This is a genomic window from Pseudomonas sp. PI1 (assembly GCF_000812405.1).
GTDB lineage: Bacteria > Pseudomonadota > Gammaproteobacteria > Pseudomonadales > Pseudomonadaceae > Pseudomonas > Pseudomonas citronellolis.
Genome location: NZ_JWMC01000094.1, coordinates 118,446 through 133,115 on the forward strand (window position 1 = coordinate 118,446; position 14,670 = coordinate 133,115).

The following is a 14,670-nucleotide window of genomic DNA, read 5'->3' on the forward strand; positions in this document are numbered from 1 at the left end:
GGCCATGGACCTCTTGCAAGGCATGCAGGCCTTCGTGCGGGTGGTGGAGAGCGGCAGCTTCAGCCAGGCCGCCCGCGCCCTCGACATGTCGCCGTCGAAGGTCTCGCGGCTGATCGCAGGCCTGGAGGAGCAGCTGCGCGCGCGCCTGCTGCAACGCACCACCCGCAGCGTGGCGGTGACCGAGGCCGGCCGGCGCTACTTCAAGCGCTGCAAGGGCATCCTCGGCGAGATCGACGACGCCGCCGCCGAGGCCGCCGGCTCGCTGTCGCGGGCCAGCGGGCGGCTGCGCCTGCACGCGGTGACCGAGTTCGGCCTGGAGCACCTGACACCGCTGATCGCCGCGTACCGCGAGCGCTACCCGGAGGTGTCCATCGACCTGTCGCTGACCCAGGACACCCCGGCGCTGCTGGAGGAGGGCCTGGACGTGCTGGTCACCCTGTCCCGCGGGCTGCCCGACTCGGCCTTCGTCGCCCAGCGCCTGGGGCGGGTGTTCAGCGTGCTCTGCGCCGCGCCCGGGTACCTGCACCGCCACGGGGTGCCGAGGTGCCCGGAAGACCTGCGCGAACACCGCTGCCTGATGCTGGCCGACCCGCTGTTTCCCGATGGCTGGTACTTCAGCGAGCAGGCCGAGGAGGCACCTTTCGCCTTCGAGGACGTGCTGCGCGTCAACCTCCCCGAGGCGGCCTGCCTGGCCGCCGCCTCGGACATGGGCGTGTGCCTGCTGCCGGGCTTCGTCGCCGCCCGCGCGTTGCGCGAAGGGCGGCTGCTGCGGGTCCTGCCACAGCTGCGCCTGCACGGCCGCGACGTCTTCGCCCTGTATTCCTCGCGACGCTTCCTCGACGCCAAGATCCGCACCTGGGTCGAGTTCCTCAAGGCGCAACTGCCACAGGCCTTCGCCAGCGACCTGGCGGTGCTCGACGACCCGCGCTACTGGGCCCGCCCGCGGCCGCGCCTGGCCGGGTGCGGCGGCGACGCTCGGGCCCCGTTGCGACGATAGGCGAGGAACTCGCGGCCCTCGCGCGAGTTGAGGTTCAGCGACCATACCGGGCGCGGCAGGTCCAGCGCGCCCGAGCCCCAGTCCTGCAGGTAGGTCAGCGAGAAGTCCACGCCGCGCCGGCAGGTGGCCGCGTCGTAGCCGAGGCTGGCCATGGCCATGTGCACGCAGGCGTCGACGTACTCGTTGACCTTCTCCACCCCCTGCAGGATGGTCTGGATGCACAGGGCCGAGGCGCCCATGAGGAAGTCGGTGGCGGCGTCGAGGCGCTCGAAGTGCAGTTCGCCGGCGGCGCGCCCGCTTTCCAGGTCGCGGCCCATGTACTCGGCCACCAGCGCGTGGTGCGGCCAGACGTCGACGCGGGTGACGAAGCCGGCCCACTTGCGGTCCAGCAGGGCGCGCACCAGGAACACCCGGAAACCCACCGAGATGCGCTTCCACGGCTCCTCGAGGATGTCGTAGAGCGGCAGGATGTCGGTGGTCATCTGGTTGCTCAGGTCCTGGCCGAGGGCGACCAGCACCTGGTCCAGGGAGTCGAAGTAGCGGTAGAAGGTGCCGCGCGAGACCTTGGCCTCGCGGATCACGTCGTCGATCACCGGCGTGGCCGAGCCGGGCTCGGCGAATACCCGCATCGCCGCGTCGAGCAGGCGCGTGCGCATCAGCAGGCGTTTCTTCTCCGCCATCTTCGGGCGGTGGTCGGGGTTGGCCCGTCCGCGGGGGGAGGGCTGTTGGTCGTCGGACACGGACTTCATCTCCGGGAGTGACAAAATGTCATTGTTAAAAACTATGCCGATAGTCGGGTGAATAAATTTATTTGATCGCACCCCTTGTACGAGCGGGGCGTCTGTCCTACATTGCTGACCAATGTCGGAATGACAAGTATGTTCAGTCTATAACGTATTCGTCGCTCTGGCGCTTTCGTCATAAAAACAACAGGAGACGAAAAATGATCCGTAACGCCTTGCCACCCCGCCTGTCCCGCCCGCTTCCTCCGCCGCCGCGCCGCAAGCGCCCGCGCGCCTGATATTTCCCGCATTCCTAGCCACTCCGGGTAACCGTATGCCTTCGGGGCCGCCAAGGTCCTGAGCGCCGACGCCTGCCCGCGAGGAATCCGTTGCCGTCCACTGCGCCCTGGCGCCACGGCCGGCGGATTCGTTCGCCCAGAACAAATGAATGACATTTTAGTCATTGTGACATACAAGGTCGAAGCCATGAAAGAAGCGATGAAAGTGTCCGACGTAAGCGTGCTGCCGCTGGCCGAGCAGCGTCCCTCCCTGCAGGAACTGGTCAAGCGCGCCGAAGCGCTGCAGCCGCTGCTGCGCAAGAACGCCGCGGAGTCGGAGAGGAATCGCCGCGCCGCCGAGGAGAACATCCAGGCCATGCGCGACGCCGGGCTGTTCCGGCTGATGGTGCCCAAGCGTTTCGGCGGCCACGAAGGCACCCTGCGCTCGCACCTGGAAGTGTCCGCGGCGCTCGCCGAAGGCTGCGGCGGCACTGCCTGGGTGGCCGCGCTGACCAACGTCTGCGCCTGGTTCACCAGCCTGTTCAGCGAGCGCGCGCAGAACGAAGTGTTCGGCGCCAACCCCGACGCCCGCGTGTCCGGCGTGTTCAACGCATCGCCCAACACCCGCCGCGTCGAGGGTGGCCTGATCGTCTCCGGCAAGTGGTACTTCTCCTCCGGCAGCCTGCACGCCGACTGGGCCGCCGTGGGCGCCGAGGAGCGCGACGCCAACGGCGCGCTGGTGGCCCAGTACCTGGCGCTGATCCCGCGCGAACAGTTCTGCATCGAAGACACCTGGTTCACCACCGGCATGCGCGCCTCGGGCAGCAACTGCATCGTCGCCGAGGAGGTGTTCGTGCCCGACCACCGCCTGCTGAACATGGGCGCGGCCATCGAGGGCGACTACCCCACCGAATTCAAGGACGAGGCCAGCTACCGCCCGCTGTTCGTGCCCTTCGCCGCGTTGATCCTCAACGGCCCGCAGCTGGGCCTGGGCCGCGCCGCGCTGAAGTACGTGATCGACAACGCGCCGCGCCGCGCCATCGCCTACACCTCGTTCGAGAAGCAGACCGACTCGGTGCTGTTCCAGGCCCAGGTCGCCGAGGCCGCGCTGAAGATCGACAGCGCCGAGCTGCGCGCCTTCCGCGCCGTCGACGAGATCGACGCCGCCGCGCGCGAGGGCCGCAAGCTCGACGCCACCACCCGCGCGCGCATCCGCGCCGACGTCGGCCTGGTCAACAGCCACATCACCGACGCCATCAACATCCTGCTCACCGCCCACGGCGCCGGCAGCTTCGCCGAGAGCAGCCCGATGCAGCGCTGGTGGCGCGACTCCAACACCGCCGCGCGGCACGCCGTGGCCCTGCCGAGCATCGGCCTGGAGCTGTACGGCAAGGCGCTGCTGGGCTTGGAAAACACCGTCACCCCGCTGATCTGACCGGGAGGGCAACCCCATGGATCCCAAACTCCTGCGTACGGTGATGGGCCAGTTCGCCACCGGCGTCACCGTGATCACCTACCTCGCCGACGGCGAGCCGGCCGGCATGACCGCCAACGCCTTCATGTCGGTGTCGCTGGAGCCGCCGCTGATCCTCGTCTCGGTGCGCAACGCCTCGCGCTTCAACCAGTGGGTGAAGGAGGGCGTGCGCTACGGCGTGAACTTCCTCGCCGAGACCCAGCGCCCGCTGAGCGCGCACTTCGGCGGGCGCCCGGAGGAGGGGCTGGAACTGCCGTTCTGCCAGCACCAGGACACCCCGCTGCTGGACGGCAGCCTGGTGCAGCTGGTGGCGCGCACGGTGGACGTGCACCCGGCCGGCGACCACCAGCTGTACATCGGCGAGGTGGAGCACCTGCGCATCGGCGAGCAGCGCAAGCCGCTGCTGTTCTACAGCGGCCGCTACCACCAGATGCACGCCCGCTCGCCGGGCGCCGAGTGGAACGGTTGCCGCGAAGGCTGGTAGGCCCGCGCACCGACGATTGACCGCGCGAACGCCACGGCGCCCCCGGCAGGGGGCGCCCGGGGGCGGCTCGCGCCTGCGAAACCCTGATCGAGCGAAGAACCATGACAGCCAGGATCACCGAATCACCCCGCGAGCGCGCCGAACAGGACAGCGACCGCCAGGAAACCCACGAATGGCTCGACGCCCTGGAGGCCGTGGCGCGCAGCGCCGGCGGCGAGCGCGTCGACTTCCTCCTGCAGCGCCTGGCCGAGCATGCCAGCCACCTGGGCGTGCGCCCCTCGGCGCACCCCTATTCGCTGTACCAGAACAGCATCCCCCTGGAGCAGCAGCCGGCCTTCCCCGGCGACCTGGCCATGGAGGAACGCATCACCTCGATCATCCGCTGGAATGCCCTGGCCATGGTGGCGCGGGCCAACAAGGCCTACGGCGAGCTGGGCGGCCACATCGCCAGCTACGCCTCGGCGGCGGAGATCTTCGAGGTCGGCTTCAACCACTTCTTCCGCGCCGACAGCGCCGCCGGCAAGGGCGACCTGGTGTACTTCCAGCCGCACTCGGCGCCCGGCGTCTACGCCCGCGCCTTCCTCGAAGGGCGCCTGGGCGAGGAACAGCTGCAGCGCTACCGCCAGGAAGTGGACGGCGGCGGCCTGTGTTCCTACCCGCACCCCTGGCTGATGCCGGACTTCTGGCAGTTCCCCACCGGCTCCATGGGCATCGGCCCGATCAGCGCCATCTACCAGGCGCGCTTCCTCCGCTACCTGGAACACCGCGGCATCGCCGACACCGCCCAGCGCCATGTCTGGGGCGTGTTCGGCGATGGCGAGATGGACGAGCCGGAATCCCTCGCCGCGCTGTCCCTGGCCGCCCGCGAGAAGCTCGACAACCTGACCTTCGTGATCAACTGCAACCTGCAGCGCCTGGACGGCCCGGTGCGCGGCAACGGGCAGATCATCCAGGAACTGGAAGCGCTGTTCAGCGGCGCCGGCTGGAACGTGATCAAGGTGATCTGGGGCTCGGACTGGGACGCGCTGTTCGCCCGCGACCGCAACCACGTGCTGCTGCGCCGCTTCGCCCACACCGTGGACGGCCAGTACCAGACCCTCGGCGCCAACGACGGCAACTACAACCGCGCGCACTTCTTCGACCTCGACCCGGAACTGCAGGCGCTGGTCTCGCACATGAGCCCCGAGGAGATCGACGGCCTGCGCCGCGGCGGCCACGACTTCCGCAAGCTGCACGCCGCCTTCGCCGCCGCCAAGGCGCACGACGGCCGGCCGACGGTGATCCTGGCCAAGACCAAGAAGGGCTTCGGCATGGGCCAGGCCGGCGAGTCGCGCAACACCTCGCACCAGCAGAAGAAACTCGACATCGACGCGCTCAAGGCCTTCCGCGACCGCTTCGCCCTGCCGCTGGACGACGCCGCCCTGGAAGAGATGCGCTTCTACAAGCCGGCCGAGGACAGCGCCGAGCTGCGCTACCTGCGCGAGCGCCGCGAGGCCCTGGGCGGCTACCTGCCGCGCCGCGTCGGCCAGGCCGAACCCCTGGCGCTGCCGGCGCTGGAGAGCTACGCGCAGTTCGCCCTGCAACCGGACGAGCGCGAAAGCTCGACCACCACCGCGGTGGTGCGGCTGTTCTCCAACCTGCTCAAGGACAAGCAGCTGGGCCCGCGCATCGTGCCGATCGTGGCCGACGAAGCGCGCACCTTCGGCATGGCCAACCTGTTCCGCCAGATCGGCATCTACTCGCCGGCCGGCCAGCTCTACGAGCCGGAAGACGCCGGGGCGATGCTCTACTACAAGGAAGCGCGCGACGGCCAGCTGCTGGAAGAAGGCATCACCGAGGCCGGGGCGATCTCCTCCTGGGTCGCGGCGGCCACCTCCTACAGCGTCAACGGCGTGGCCATGCTGCCGTTCTACATCTACTACTCGATGTTCGGCTTCCAGCGCATCGGCGACCTCATCTGGGCCGCCGCCGACCAGCGCGCCCGCGGCTTCCTGATCGGCGCCACGGCCGGGCGCACCACCCTGGCCGGCGAGGGCCTGCAGCACCAGGACGGCACCAGCCAGCTGATAGCTTCCACCGTGCCCAACTGCCGCGCCTACGACCCGGCCTTCGCCGCCGAGGCGGCGGTGATCATCGACCACGGCGGCCGGCGCATGCTCGAAGAGCAGCACGACGAGTTCTACTACCTGACGGTGACCAACGAGAACTACGTGCAGGCGCCGCTGGACGCCGCGCAGCACGCCGACGTGATCAAGGGCATGCGCCTGTTCGGTACCCGCGGGGAGGGCGCGCCTGCGGTACGCCTGCTCGGCTCCGGGGCCATCCTGCGCGAGGTCATCGGCGCCGCCGAGCTGCTCGCCGAAGAGTGGGGCGTGGCCAGCGAGATCTGGAGCGTCACCAGCTTCTCCGAACTGGCCCGCGAGGCCCGCGAGGTCGAACGCGAGCAACTGTTCGGCGAGCAGACCGAAGCGCGCAGCCACCTGCAAACCTGCCTGCCCGGCGCAGTGCCGGTGGTGGCCGCCAGCGACTACGTGCGCGGCTACGCGCAGCTGATCGCGCCCTACCTGCGGGCGCCGTACACCGCCCTGGGCACCGACGGCTTCGGCCGCAGCGACACCCGCCCGGCGCTGCGCCGCTTCTTCGAGCTGGACCGCCAGCACATCGCCCTGGCGGCGCTGGCCGGCATCGACCGCGACAAGCATGCCCAGGCCCGCGCGCGCTACGCCATCGACGGCGCCGCCGGCGCCCCCTGGAACCGTTGAGGAGTGAACGCCATGCAACAACTGATGGTTCCCGATATCGGCGACTTCAAGGACCTGCCGGTGGTGGAGGTGCTGATCAAGGCCGGCGATGTGGTCGCCGTGGAACAGCCGCTGATCGTGCTCGAATCCGACAAGGCGGTGATGGACGTGCCCAGCACCCTGTCCTGCACCATTCGCGAAGTGCTGATCAAGCCGGGCGACAAGGTCTCCCGGGGCAGCGTGATCGCCCATATCGAGCCGGCCGGGGAGGGCGCGGCTGCGCCCGCCGCCGCGCCTGTGGTCGCCGAAGCTGCGCCTGCGATTCCCGAGGCCGCGCCTGTCGTGACGAAAGCCGAACCGGTGGCCGCCGCTCCCGCGCCCAGCGTGCAAGCTGCGCCGGCGCCCGCCGCTGAAGAAGTCCGCAAACCGCAACTGGCCCTGGCCGGCCCGGCGGTGCGCAAGCTGGCCCGCGAACTGGCGGTGGACCTCGACCAGGTGCCGGCCAGCGGCCCCAACGGCCGGGTGCTGCGCGAGGACGTGCTGGCCTTCGTCAAGGCCCAGCGCGAGCAACCGATGGCCGCCGCCAAACTCGGCGGCGGGCTCGACCTGCTGCCCTGGCCGCAGGTGGACTTCGCCCAGTTCGGCCACGTCGAGCGCCGCACGCTGTCGCGCATCAAGCGCATCTCGGCGGCCAACCTGCACCGCAACTGGGTGAGCATCCCCCACGTCACCAACCACAGCCAGGCCGACGTCACCGAGCTGGAAGCGCTGCGCGTGCAGCTCAACGGCGAGGCACGCGAAGGGCAGGCCAAGGTCACCCTGCTGGCTTTCCTGATCAAGGCCTGCGTGGCGGCGCTGCAACGCTTCCCGCAGTTCAACGTGAGCCTGGAGGGCGACGAAGTGGTGCAGAAGCACTACTTCCACATCGGCTTCGCCGCCGACACCCCCAACGGCCTGGTGGTGCCGGTGATCCGCGATGCCGAGCGCAAGGGCATCGCCGCGCTGGCGCAGGAAATGGCCGAGCTCTCGCAACTGGCCCGCGCCGGCAAGCTGAGCCCGGCGCAGATGCAGGGCGGCTGTTTCTCCATCTCGTCCCTGGGCGGCATCGGCGGCGGCCACTTCACCCCGATCATCAACGCGCCGGAAGTGGCGATCCTCGGCGTCGGCCGCGCCGAGCTGCAACCGCGCTGGAACGGCAGCGCCTTCGAACCGCGCCTGCAACTGCCGCTGTCGCTGTCCTGGGACCACCGCGCGGTGGACGGCGCCGAGGCCGGGCGCTTCCTCGCCTACCTGGCGACCCTGCTCGGCGACTTCCGCCGGGTGCTGGTCTGAGTACGACAACAAGGAGAACCGAGATGACTGCTTCCCAAGCCACGCCCGCCGAACGCATCGTGCCGATGAAAATGGCCCACCTGGTGTTCCGCTGCGCCGACCGCAAGGCCATGGTCGACTGGTACCGCAAGCTGTTCCAGGCCGAACTGGTGTTCGAGGACGACATCCTCACCTTCATCACCTACGACGACGAGCACCACCGCCTGGCCTTCTTCAACATGCCGCACCTGCCGCCGAAGTCCGACGAGGTCACCGGCGTGCACCACATCGCCTACAGCTACGCCAGCATCGCCGACCTGCTCAACACCTACCTGCGCCTGAAGGAAGAGGGCATCCGCCCCTACTGGTGCATCAACCACGGGCCGACCACCTCGCTGTACTTCCGCGACCCGGAAGGCAACGACATCGAGCTGCAGGTGGACAACTTCGTCGAGGCCGCCGACGCCGCGGCCTTCTTCCACAGCGAAACCTTCGCCAACGACCCCATCGGCCTGGAGTTCGACCCGGACGCCATGGTCGAGCTGTGGCGCAGCGGCGCCAGCGACGCCGAGCTCTGCCGGCTGGGCACCGCCGCCACCGGCACCCGCACCGTACTGGGATAAGGAAACGACCATGAAACTCTGCACCTTCAAGACCCCCGGCGGCCTGGTGGGCGTCGGCATCGTCAGCGGCGAGGGCATCATCCGCGTCGCCGACCACCTGTCCGCCGCGCCGCGCGACATGGCCGGGCTGATCGGCGAATGGCAGCTCTGGCAGGAGCCGCTGCAGCGCCTGGCGCAGCTGCAGAAGGCGGACTTCGCCCTCGATGAGGTGACTCTCCTGGCCCCGGTGCCGCGCCCGGGCAAGATCCTCGGCATCGGCCTGAACTACGCCGACCACGTCGCCGAGTCGGGCATGGCCACGCCGGCCGACCAGCTGTGGTTCGCCATGATGAACACCGCGGCCAACGGCCCCTACGCGCCCATCGACCTGCCGCGGGTGTCGGAGCAGCTGGACTATGAGGCCGAGATGGTCTTCGTGATCGGCAAGCGCTGCCGCCACGTCAGCCGCGAGCAGGCGCGCGAAGCGATCTTCGGCTACTGCGTGGGCAACGACGTCAGCGTGCGCGACTGGCAACTGCGCACCTCGCAGTTCGTGCTCGGCAAGTCGTTCGACGGCCACGCGCCCTTCGGCCCCTGGCTGGTCACCCCGGACGAAGTGGGCAACCCGCACGAACTGGGCATCCGCTGCTTCGTCAACGACGAGAAGCGCCAGGACTCCAACACCCGCGAGCTGATCTTCGACTGCTACCAGCAGGTGGAGCACCTGTCCAAGGTGATGACCCTGGAGCCGGGCGACGTGATCTTCAGCGGCACCCCCGGCGGCGTCGGCGTGGGCTTCAAGCCGCCGCGCTGGCTGCGCGAGGGCGACCGGGTACGGGTGGAGATCGACGGCCTGGGTGCCATCGAGAACATCGTCCGCGCCGAGCGCGCGGCAGGAGACGGCCATGCACGCTGAAGCCATCCAGCAGGAAATCCTGCGTCTAGAAAGCGAGCGCTGCCGCGCCCTGGTGCAGCGCGACCTGCAAACCCTGGCGGCGCTGATGGACGACGCCCTGGTGCACGTCCACGCCACCGGCAAGGTGGACGACAAGGAGCAGTACCTGGAAATGGTCGCCAAACACATCGACTTCCTCAGCGTCGAGCGCAGCGACATGCGCGTGCGCGTGTTCGGCGACACCGCCATCGCCAGCGGCCGCCTGGAACAGGCCATCGTCCTGCGCGAGAGCGGCGAGGAGCGGCTGATGAAGGCCTACACCACCCAGGTGTGGCTGCGCGGGGAGGACGGCTGGCGCCAGTGCGCCTTCCAGGCCACCAACCTCTGACGGAGACCGATGCAAGTTCGCGGGCCGGCGACGGCCCGCGCCGGCAGGGACGCCGGAACCCACCCCACTGACAGAACAACAACAAGAGTCCACTTCCATGAACAACATCCGGGTGAAAGCGCTGGGTGCGGTGCTGGCCGCCTTCGCGATAATCGATTGCCACGCCGAGCCGGCCGGCGAGCCCGCCGAAGGCACGCTGTTCCGCAGCCTGTTCGGCGACGGCCTGCAACGCGACTACGGCATCACCACCTCCTTCCTGCTCGACATCGGCTACTCCCGCAACAACCGCTCCACCCACGATGAGCGCCGCGACGGCCTCAGCAACCTCCCCATCACCGGTTTTTCCGACGAAGGCTTCGAGCTGGGCAGCCTGCACCTGTTCGTCGACAAGCCGCTGAAGGCCAACTTCATCCCGCGCATCACCCCGCTGCCGGGCCCGGCTCCCGAGCAGGCGGATTTCGGTTTCACCTTCGAAGCCCTGTACGGGCGCAACGCCCAGTTCTCCCGGGCCTTCGGCTGGGACATGCACTGGGACGTCAATTCGCCCGGCGACGACGACACCGAGAAGGCCCGGCGCGACAGGCAGAACTTCGTCTCCATGCCCAACCTGGCCGCTACCGCCTACCTGCCCTATGGGCAGGGCTTCACCGTCATGGCGGGCATCTTCGGCCCGGCCTTCGGCTACGAGATTCCGCCGAACATCCGCCTGGCCCGCAACCCCTTCGCCAGCCGGACCTACGCCTTCGTCAGCAACCTGGTGACGGTCAGCGGCGTGATGCTGGGCACCCGCCTGCTCGACAGCCCGCATGGGCTGCTGGGGGTGGAACTCGGCGTGGCCCAGGGCTGGAGCAACCTGCGCGACAACAACGACGACAAGGCGTTGTTCGGTGCGCTGCGCTGGCGCACGCCCGACATGCAGACCTGGGTCGACTACGAGTTCATGCTGGGCAACCAGCAGAACGACAGCGTCAAGGACGTCCAGGCGCCGACCTCGCGGCTGATCTCCCCGGACGGCCAGCTCCGGCAGCAGCATTCGCTGAACGGCTGGCACCGCTTCGACGAGCGCTGGTCGATGGGCGCGGAGCTGGTCTATGGCCGCCAGGACGGCGACGGCAAGCCGTCGACCGTGGACATCATCACCGGGCCGGGCTTCGATGGCGCCCATTGGTGGGGCGTCAACGCGGTGGTCACCTACCAGGTCAGGCCCGATCTGTCGTTCTCGGTGCGCGGCGAGCATTTCAGCGACCCGGACGGCTTCACGCTGTTCCCCACCAGCACCGCCCGCGGGGACTTCAACGCCATCACCAGCGGCTTCCGCTACGAGGTCAGCAAGAACCTCTCGCTGCGCCCGGAGCTGCGCTATGACTGGTTCGACGCCCGCGAACACGATCGCCCGTTCGGCAACGGCCGGGACCGCGACCAGTTGACGGCGATGGTGGAAGCGCTCCTGTACTTCTGACGATCAATGAAAAAAGCCCTGGCAGCCCAAGCTGCCAGGGCTTTTCTGCCGGCCCGGGACCTATGCGCGGGCGGCACAGCGTTTGGCGAACGCCAGTTGCTGCAACTGGAAGGCCTCGCCCGAGCGATGGAAATCGATGCAGTGGCCGGCGTCCCTGAACAGCGCCGCATCCATCTCCGGGCAGTTGACGAAGGCATCGGCGAAACGCTGGATGGTCGCCTCGTCGACCGGCCACAGCTGTTCGAACTCGGGCTGCCGGTAGTGCACCGGCACCTTGACCTGCGCAGCCAGCCGGCCGACCTGCTTCGGCCAGTGCATGCCGATGTCGATCAGTTCGCTGCGCGGGGCAGGGGCGCTCGCCCCGTAGCTGGCCTGCGGCATGACGCCTTGCTCGTAGGTGCCCGGCGGGCCGAAGAAGAACCCGTCCATCGCCTCCGGCGGCACGCTGACCAGGGCCTGTTCCGCGGGCACCTGGTTCCACTTGTCCTTGGAGGCCGGCACCGGGTCGAGCCCGACGCCGGAGATGGCGATGCCCAGCAGCGGCCAGGACGGCTGGCGCGCGGCGATGGCGATGGTGATGGCCCCGCCGATCGAGTGGCCGACCAGGACGATGCCGCAGGCCTTGTGCGAATAGCTGTGCCACAGGCCATGGATGGCCGAGTCGAGAATCTCCGCGTTGTCCATGATGCTGGGCGCGTTGGCGGCGTATTCCACGCTCAGGCCGTAGCCCGGGCGGTCGATGGCGAAGATCGGCAGCTGTTGCGCCTGCGCCCGGTCCAGCAGCGAATAGCCCGCCACGTCGAAGTAGCGGGAGGAATAGGTGCCGCTGTGGATGGCGATGATCAGCGGATGCCGGTCCGGGCTTTCGGCCTCCGGTATCCGCCCGCGGCCGGACAGCGTGACGCCCAGCCCGCGGAAGACATAGTCCTGCTTGCACATGGTTTTTCGCTCCTCTTCTTGTTGTTGTGGTTTTCCGATCCTTTGGCGCCGGGCGAAGGCTAGGCGGCGAGCCAGGCCTGGGCCGCCTGCCGCATGGAGCGTTCCAGCTCGCTGCCGCGGGTGGCGAAGGTCCGGCCCAACGGGAAGCCGCTTTTCTCCAGCAGGTAGGCCAGGGGCGCATACTCGCGCGGATAGCGCTCCAGCACCTGCGCCTCGACCGCCACCGGCCCGCGCGGGAAGCTGAAGCCGCCCATGTCGTAGATGCTCTGGCGCTTGAGCAGCTTCCACTGGCCGTCGCGTTTTTCCGCCAGGTCGTAGAAGCGGTTGTGCACGCTGCAGCCCAGGCCCAGGCGCACGTTCTCGGCGACTATCACCGCGTTGGTCTCGACGATGGCGCGCTCGCCGTTCATCTCCACCACCGGGGTGCCGATCAGGTGCTTGGTGCGCAGGTCGGAGGCGCCCATGCGCCGCGAGCCTTCGATGAAGTCGGAGAAGGGGCCTTCGAACCAGGTGACCTCGATCACCCCGTCCGGGTGGAACAGCCCGGCCAGGCGCTCCCATTGGCCGAGGTCGCGGTGGATCCAGCCGGTGATCAGGTCGGTGATCTGCAGACGGTCTTCCAGGTAACTGTGCATGGTGTGTTCTCTTGCTTGTGGGAAATCGCCTCAGCATCTTCCCGCGCGGTAGCGAACTCAAATAGATTGATCTGAACAATCAATCACTAATTCTGAAGGATATGCCCATGGACCTGCGTCACCTGCGCTACTTCCTCGCCGTCGCCGAGGAAGGCCATTTCGGCCGCGCCGCCCAGCGCCTGCACATCGTGCAGTCGGCGCTGAGCATGCAGATACGCGCCCTGGAAGAGGAACTCGGCGGCCCGCTGTTCGTGCGCACCAGCCGCCGGGTGGAACTGACCGAGGCCGGCCGGATGCTGCGTGGCGAGGCCGAACGCACCCTGGCCCAGGCTGAACACGCCCAGCGCACGGTGCAGCGGGCGCTGCGCGGGGAGATGGGCACGGTGCGCATCGGCTTCGCCGGCAACGCCGTGTTCAGCGGCCGGCTGATGGCGGACGTGCGGGCCTTCCACGCCGTCTACCCGGAGGCCGAGGTGGTGCTGCGCGAACTGGCGCCGCACCTGCAGGTCGAGGCGATCCAGGCCGGCCAGCTGGATATCGGCTACGCCCCCAGCCACGGCGGGCAGATCGTCGACGACTCGCTGTGCTTCGAGCGCATCGGCACCTGGCCGCTGCTGGTGGCCATGCCCGACAGCCATCCGCTGGTCGATGCCCAGCCGCTGCAGGTGTCGATGCTCGGCGCGGAACCGCTGATCGTCTATGCCGCCCACGGCGCCGACGAGAACATGCTCGGCGGCCTGCGCCGGGCGCTGGGGCGCGAGCCCAAGGTGCACCGCACCAGCAGCACCCTCAGCGTGCTGGCGCTGGTGGCCGCCGGCATGGGCGTGGCGCTGGTGCCCGAGCCGCTGCTGCAGGTGCACATCCCGGGGGTGGCCTACCGCCGGCTCGGCGGCATGGAACCGCAGGCCGACCTGCTGCTGGTCAGCCGCAACGAGGAAACCGGCGGCGCCGTGCGCGCCTTCCTGGGCATCGCCCGCCAGGGGCTGGCCGGCGAGTGAGTCCGGGGCCGGTTAGCCCTTCAACGCCTCATGGGCCAGCACGCTGCGGGTGGTGGTCTCGTAGTGCTGCGCCAGCAGCGCGCAGGCCTTGTCCACGTCGCGCGCCAGGGCGGCGTCGAGCAGTTCGCGGTGTTCGCCGGGGACGTCGCGGCTGGCGCTGTCGTTGTAGTGCACCGAGAGCATGCGGTAGCGCGCGGTCTGGTCGCGCAGCATGTGCGACAGGCGCCGCAGCCAGGGCGAGCGGCAGTTGGCGATCAGCGCCTCGTGGAAGGCCTCGTGGGCGTTCTCCCATTCCGGCTTCATCAGCCGTTCCGGGCCTTCGACGATGGGCAGGCGGTCCAGGCGGTGGTGGGCGGCGATCAGCCGGCTTTCCCACTCCAGGTCGCCGTTGCGGATGGACTCGGCCAGGGCCTGGCATTCGATGAGCAGGCGGGTGTGGGTGATGTCGCGGATTTCCTCCGCGGAGATGCGCCCGACGCTGAAACCCTTCTGGTCCTCGGCGCTGACGAAACCACTGGCGGCCAGGCGCGACAGCGCCTCGCGCAGGGGGATGACGCCGGCGTCGTAGTGCTCGGCCAGCTCCTTCAGGCGCAGGCGGCTGCCCGGCGCCAGGCGGCCGTTGATGATGTCTTCGCGGACTCTGGCCTCCAGTTGCGAGGCCATGGTGCGCTTTTCCGAGACTTCGGGCTGCTGCGCCCAGCGTTCGGCTCGGTTCATGGGCTTTACCACGGGTGATGACGGATGAGG

The 14,670-nt window shown here is 69.0% G+C and carries 14 protein-coding genes; 10 read left to right on the forward strand and 4 right to left on the reverse strand.

Translation table 11 applies throughout. The features are described 5' to 3' along the window. Positions 1 to 4 precede the first annotated feature (4 nt). Positions 5 to 997 (forward strand): LysR family transcriptional regulator, encoded by a 993-nt coding sequence (locus RN02_RS27610; protein ID WP_052267893.1) that lies wholly within the window; start codon positions 5 to 7, stop codon positions 995 to 997. On the opposite strand, the gene RN02_RS27615 is transcribed toward RN02_RS27610, so the two are convergent. After that, positions 928 to 1,737 carry a TetR/AcrR family transcriptional regulator gene (locus RN02_RS27615; RefSeq protein ID WP_082033907.1) on the reverse strand — a complete coding sequence of 270 codons (810 nt, stop codon included), beginning with the start codon at positions 1,735 to 1,737 and terminating at the stop codon, positions 928 to 930. The genes RN02_RS27610 and RN02_RS27615 overlap by 70 nt on opposite strands. 480 nt (positions 1,738 to 2,217) lie before the next feature. On the opposite strand from RN02_RS27615, the gene RN02_RS27620 reads away from it, so the two are divergent. The 8 genes from RN02_RS27620 (at position 2,218) to RN02_RS27655 (ending at position 11,351) form a co-directional block, all read left to right on the forward strand. Then, positions 2,218 to 3,432 carry an acyl-CoA dehydrogenase family protein gene (locus RN02_RS27620; protein ID WP_051879091.1) on the forward strand — a complete coding sequence of 405 codons (1,215 nt, stop codon included), beginning with the start codon at positions 2,218 to 2,220 and terminating at the stop codon, positions 3,430 to 3,432. A 16-nt stretch (positions 3,433 to 3,448) separates the two neighbouring features. After that, entirely contained in the window at positions 3,449 to 3,955 is a 507-nt protein-coding gene (locus RN02_RS27625) for a flavin reductase family protein (RefSeq protein ID WP_009623110.1), read from the forward strand. A 101-nt stretch (positions 3,956 to 4,056) separates the two neighbouring features. After that, on the forward strand, positions 4,057 to 6,717 hold the full coding sequence (gene mdeB, locus RN02_RS27630) for an alpha-ketoglutarate dehydrogenase (RefSeq protein WP_043318367.1): 2,661 nt from the start codon (positions 4,057 to 4,059) through the stop codon (positions 6,715 to 6,717). Between the two features lie 12 nt (positions 6,718 to 6,729). Further along, entirely contained in the window at positions 6,730 to 8,028 is a 1,299-nt protein-coding gene (locus RN02_RS27635; RefSeq protein WP_052267896.1) for a 2-oxo acid dehydrogenase subunit E2, read from the forward strand. Between the two features lie 23 nt (positions 8,029 to 8,051). Next, positions 8,052 to 8,630, forward strand: a complete 579-nt coding sequence (locus tag RN02_RS27640) for a VOC family protein (protein ID WP_043272027.1) — start codon at positions 8,052 to 8,054, stop codon at positions 8,628 to 8,630. Between the two features lie 10 nt (positions 8,631 to 8,640). Further along, positions 8,641 to 9,525 (forward strand): fumarylacetoacetate hydrolase family protein, encoded by an 885-nt coding sequence (locus tag RN02_RS27645; RefSeq protein WP_043318369.1) that lies wholly within the window; start codon positions 8,641 to 8,643, stop codon positions 9,523 to 9,525. Then, positions 9,515 to 9,892: a nuclear transport factor 2 family protein gene (locus RN02_RS27650; RefSeq protein ID WP_043318371.1), complete on the forward strand. Its 378-nt coding sequence runs from the start codon at positions 9,515 to 9,517 to the stop codon at positions 9,890 to 9,892. Before RN02_RS27645 ends, RN02_RS27650 begins: the two co-directional genes overlap by 11 nt. A 97-nt stretch (positions 9,893 to 9,989) precedes the next feature. Beyond that, entirely contained in the window at positions 9,990 to 11,351 is a 1,362-nt protein-coding gene (locus RN02_RS27655; protein ID WP_009623095.1) for an outer membrane beta-barrel protein, read from the forward strand. 60 nt (positions 11,352 to 11,411) lie between these two features. Here RN02_RS27655 and RN02_RS27660 read toward each other — a convergent pair whose 3' ends face one another. Both RN02_RS27660 and RN02_RS27665 read right to left on the reverse strand, forming a co-directional pair. Continuing rightward, a complete protein-coding gene (locus tag RN02_RS27660; RefSeq protein WP_043318373.1) occupies positions 11,412 to 12,290 on the reverse strand; it encodes an alpha/beta hydrolase in 879 nt (292 codons plus the stop codon). A 59-nt stretch (positions 12,291 to 12,349) separates the two neighbouring features. After that, complete coding sequence (locus RN02_RS27665; protein WP_009623091.1) at positions 12,350 to 12,925, reverse strand: nuclear transport factor 2 family protein; 576 nt, start codon at positions 12,923 to 12,925, stop codon at positions 12,350 to 12,352. 107 nt (positions 12,926 to 13,032) lie between these two features. Here RN02_RS27665 and RN02_RS27670 point away from each other — a divergent pair, with 107 nt between their 5' ends. Continuing rightward, the gene (locus RN02_RS27670; RefSeq protein ID WP_009623090.1) at positions 13,033 to 13,923 is read left to right on the forward strand and encodes a LysR substrate-binding domain-containing protein; all 891 of its coding nucleotides are present in this window, start codon (positions 13,033 to 13,035) and stop codon (positions 13,921 to 13,923) included. A gap of 12 nt (positions 13,924 to 13,935) precedes the next feature. On the opposite strand, the gene RN02_RS27675 is transcribed toward RN02_RS27670, so the two are convergent. Beyond that, the gene (locus RN02_RS27675; RefSeq protein ID WP_043272022.1) at positions 13,936 to 14,640 is read right to left on the reverse strand and encodes a GntR family transcriptional regulator; all 705 of its coding nucleotides are present in this window, start codon (positions 14,638 to 14,640) and stop codon (positions 13,936 to 13,938) included. Between the last annotated feature and the right edge of the window lie 30 nt (positions 14,641 to 14,670).

Excerpts from the sequence above, each read along its gene's own strand:
- RN02_RS27610 (WP_052267893.1), top strand. The coding sequence starts at position 5 with ATGGACCTCTTGCAAGGCATGCAGGCCTTCGTGCGGGTGGTGGAGAGC.
- RN02_RS27620 (WP_051879091.1), top strand. The coding sequence starts at position 2,218 with ATGAAAGTGTCCGACGTAAGCGTGCTGCCGCTGGCCGAGCAGCGTCCC.
- RN02_RS27625 (WP_009623110.1), top strand. The coding sequence starts at position 3,449 with ATGGATCCCAAACTCCTGCGTACGGTGATGGGCCAGTTCGCCACCGGC.
- mdeB (WP_043318367.1), top strand. The coding sequence starts at position 4,057 with ATGACAGCCAGGATCACCGAATCACCCCGCGAGCGCGCCGAACAGGAC.
- RN02_RS27635 (WP_052267896.1), top strand. The coding sequence starts at position 6,730 with ATGCAACAACTGATGGTTCCCGATATCGGCGACTTCAAGGACCTGCCG.
- RN02_RS27640 (WP_043272027.1), top strand. The coding sequence starts at position 8,052 with ATGACTGCTTCCCAAGCCACGCCCGCCGAACGCATCGTGCCGATGAAA.
- RN02_RS27645 (WP_043318369.1), top strand. The coding sequence starts at position 8,641 with ATGAAACTCTGCACCTTCAAGACCCCCGGCGGCCTGGTGGGCGTCGGC.
- RN02_RS27650 (WP_043318371.1), top strand. The coding sequence starts at position 9,515 with ATGCACGCTGAAGCCATCCAGCAGGAAATCCTGCGTCTAGAAAGCGAG.
- RN02_RS27655 (WP_009623095.1), top strand. The coding sequence starts at position 9,990 with ATGAACAACATCCGGGTGAAAGCGCTGGGTGCGGTGCTGGCCGCCTTC.
- RN02_RS27660 (WP_043318373.1), bottom strand. The coding sequence starts at position 12,290 with ATGTGCAAGCAGGACTATGTCTTCCGCGGGCTGGGCGTCACGCTGTCC.
- RN02_RS27665 (WP_009623091.1), bottom strand. The coding sequence starts at position 12,925 with ATGCACAGTTACCTGGAAGACCGTCTGCAGATCACCGACCTGATCACC.
- RN02_RS27670 (WP_009623090.1), top strand. The coding sequence starts at position 13,033 with ATGGACCTGCGTCACCTGCGCTACTTCCTCGCCGTCGCCGAGGAAGGC.
- RN02_RS27675 (WP_043272022.1), bottom strand. The coding sequence starts at position 14,640 with ATGAACCGAGCCGAACGCTGGGCGCAGCAGCCCGAAGTCTCGGAAAAG.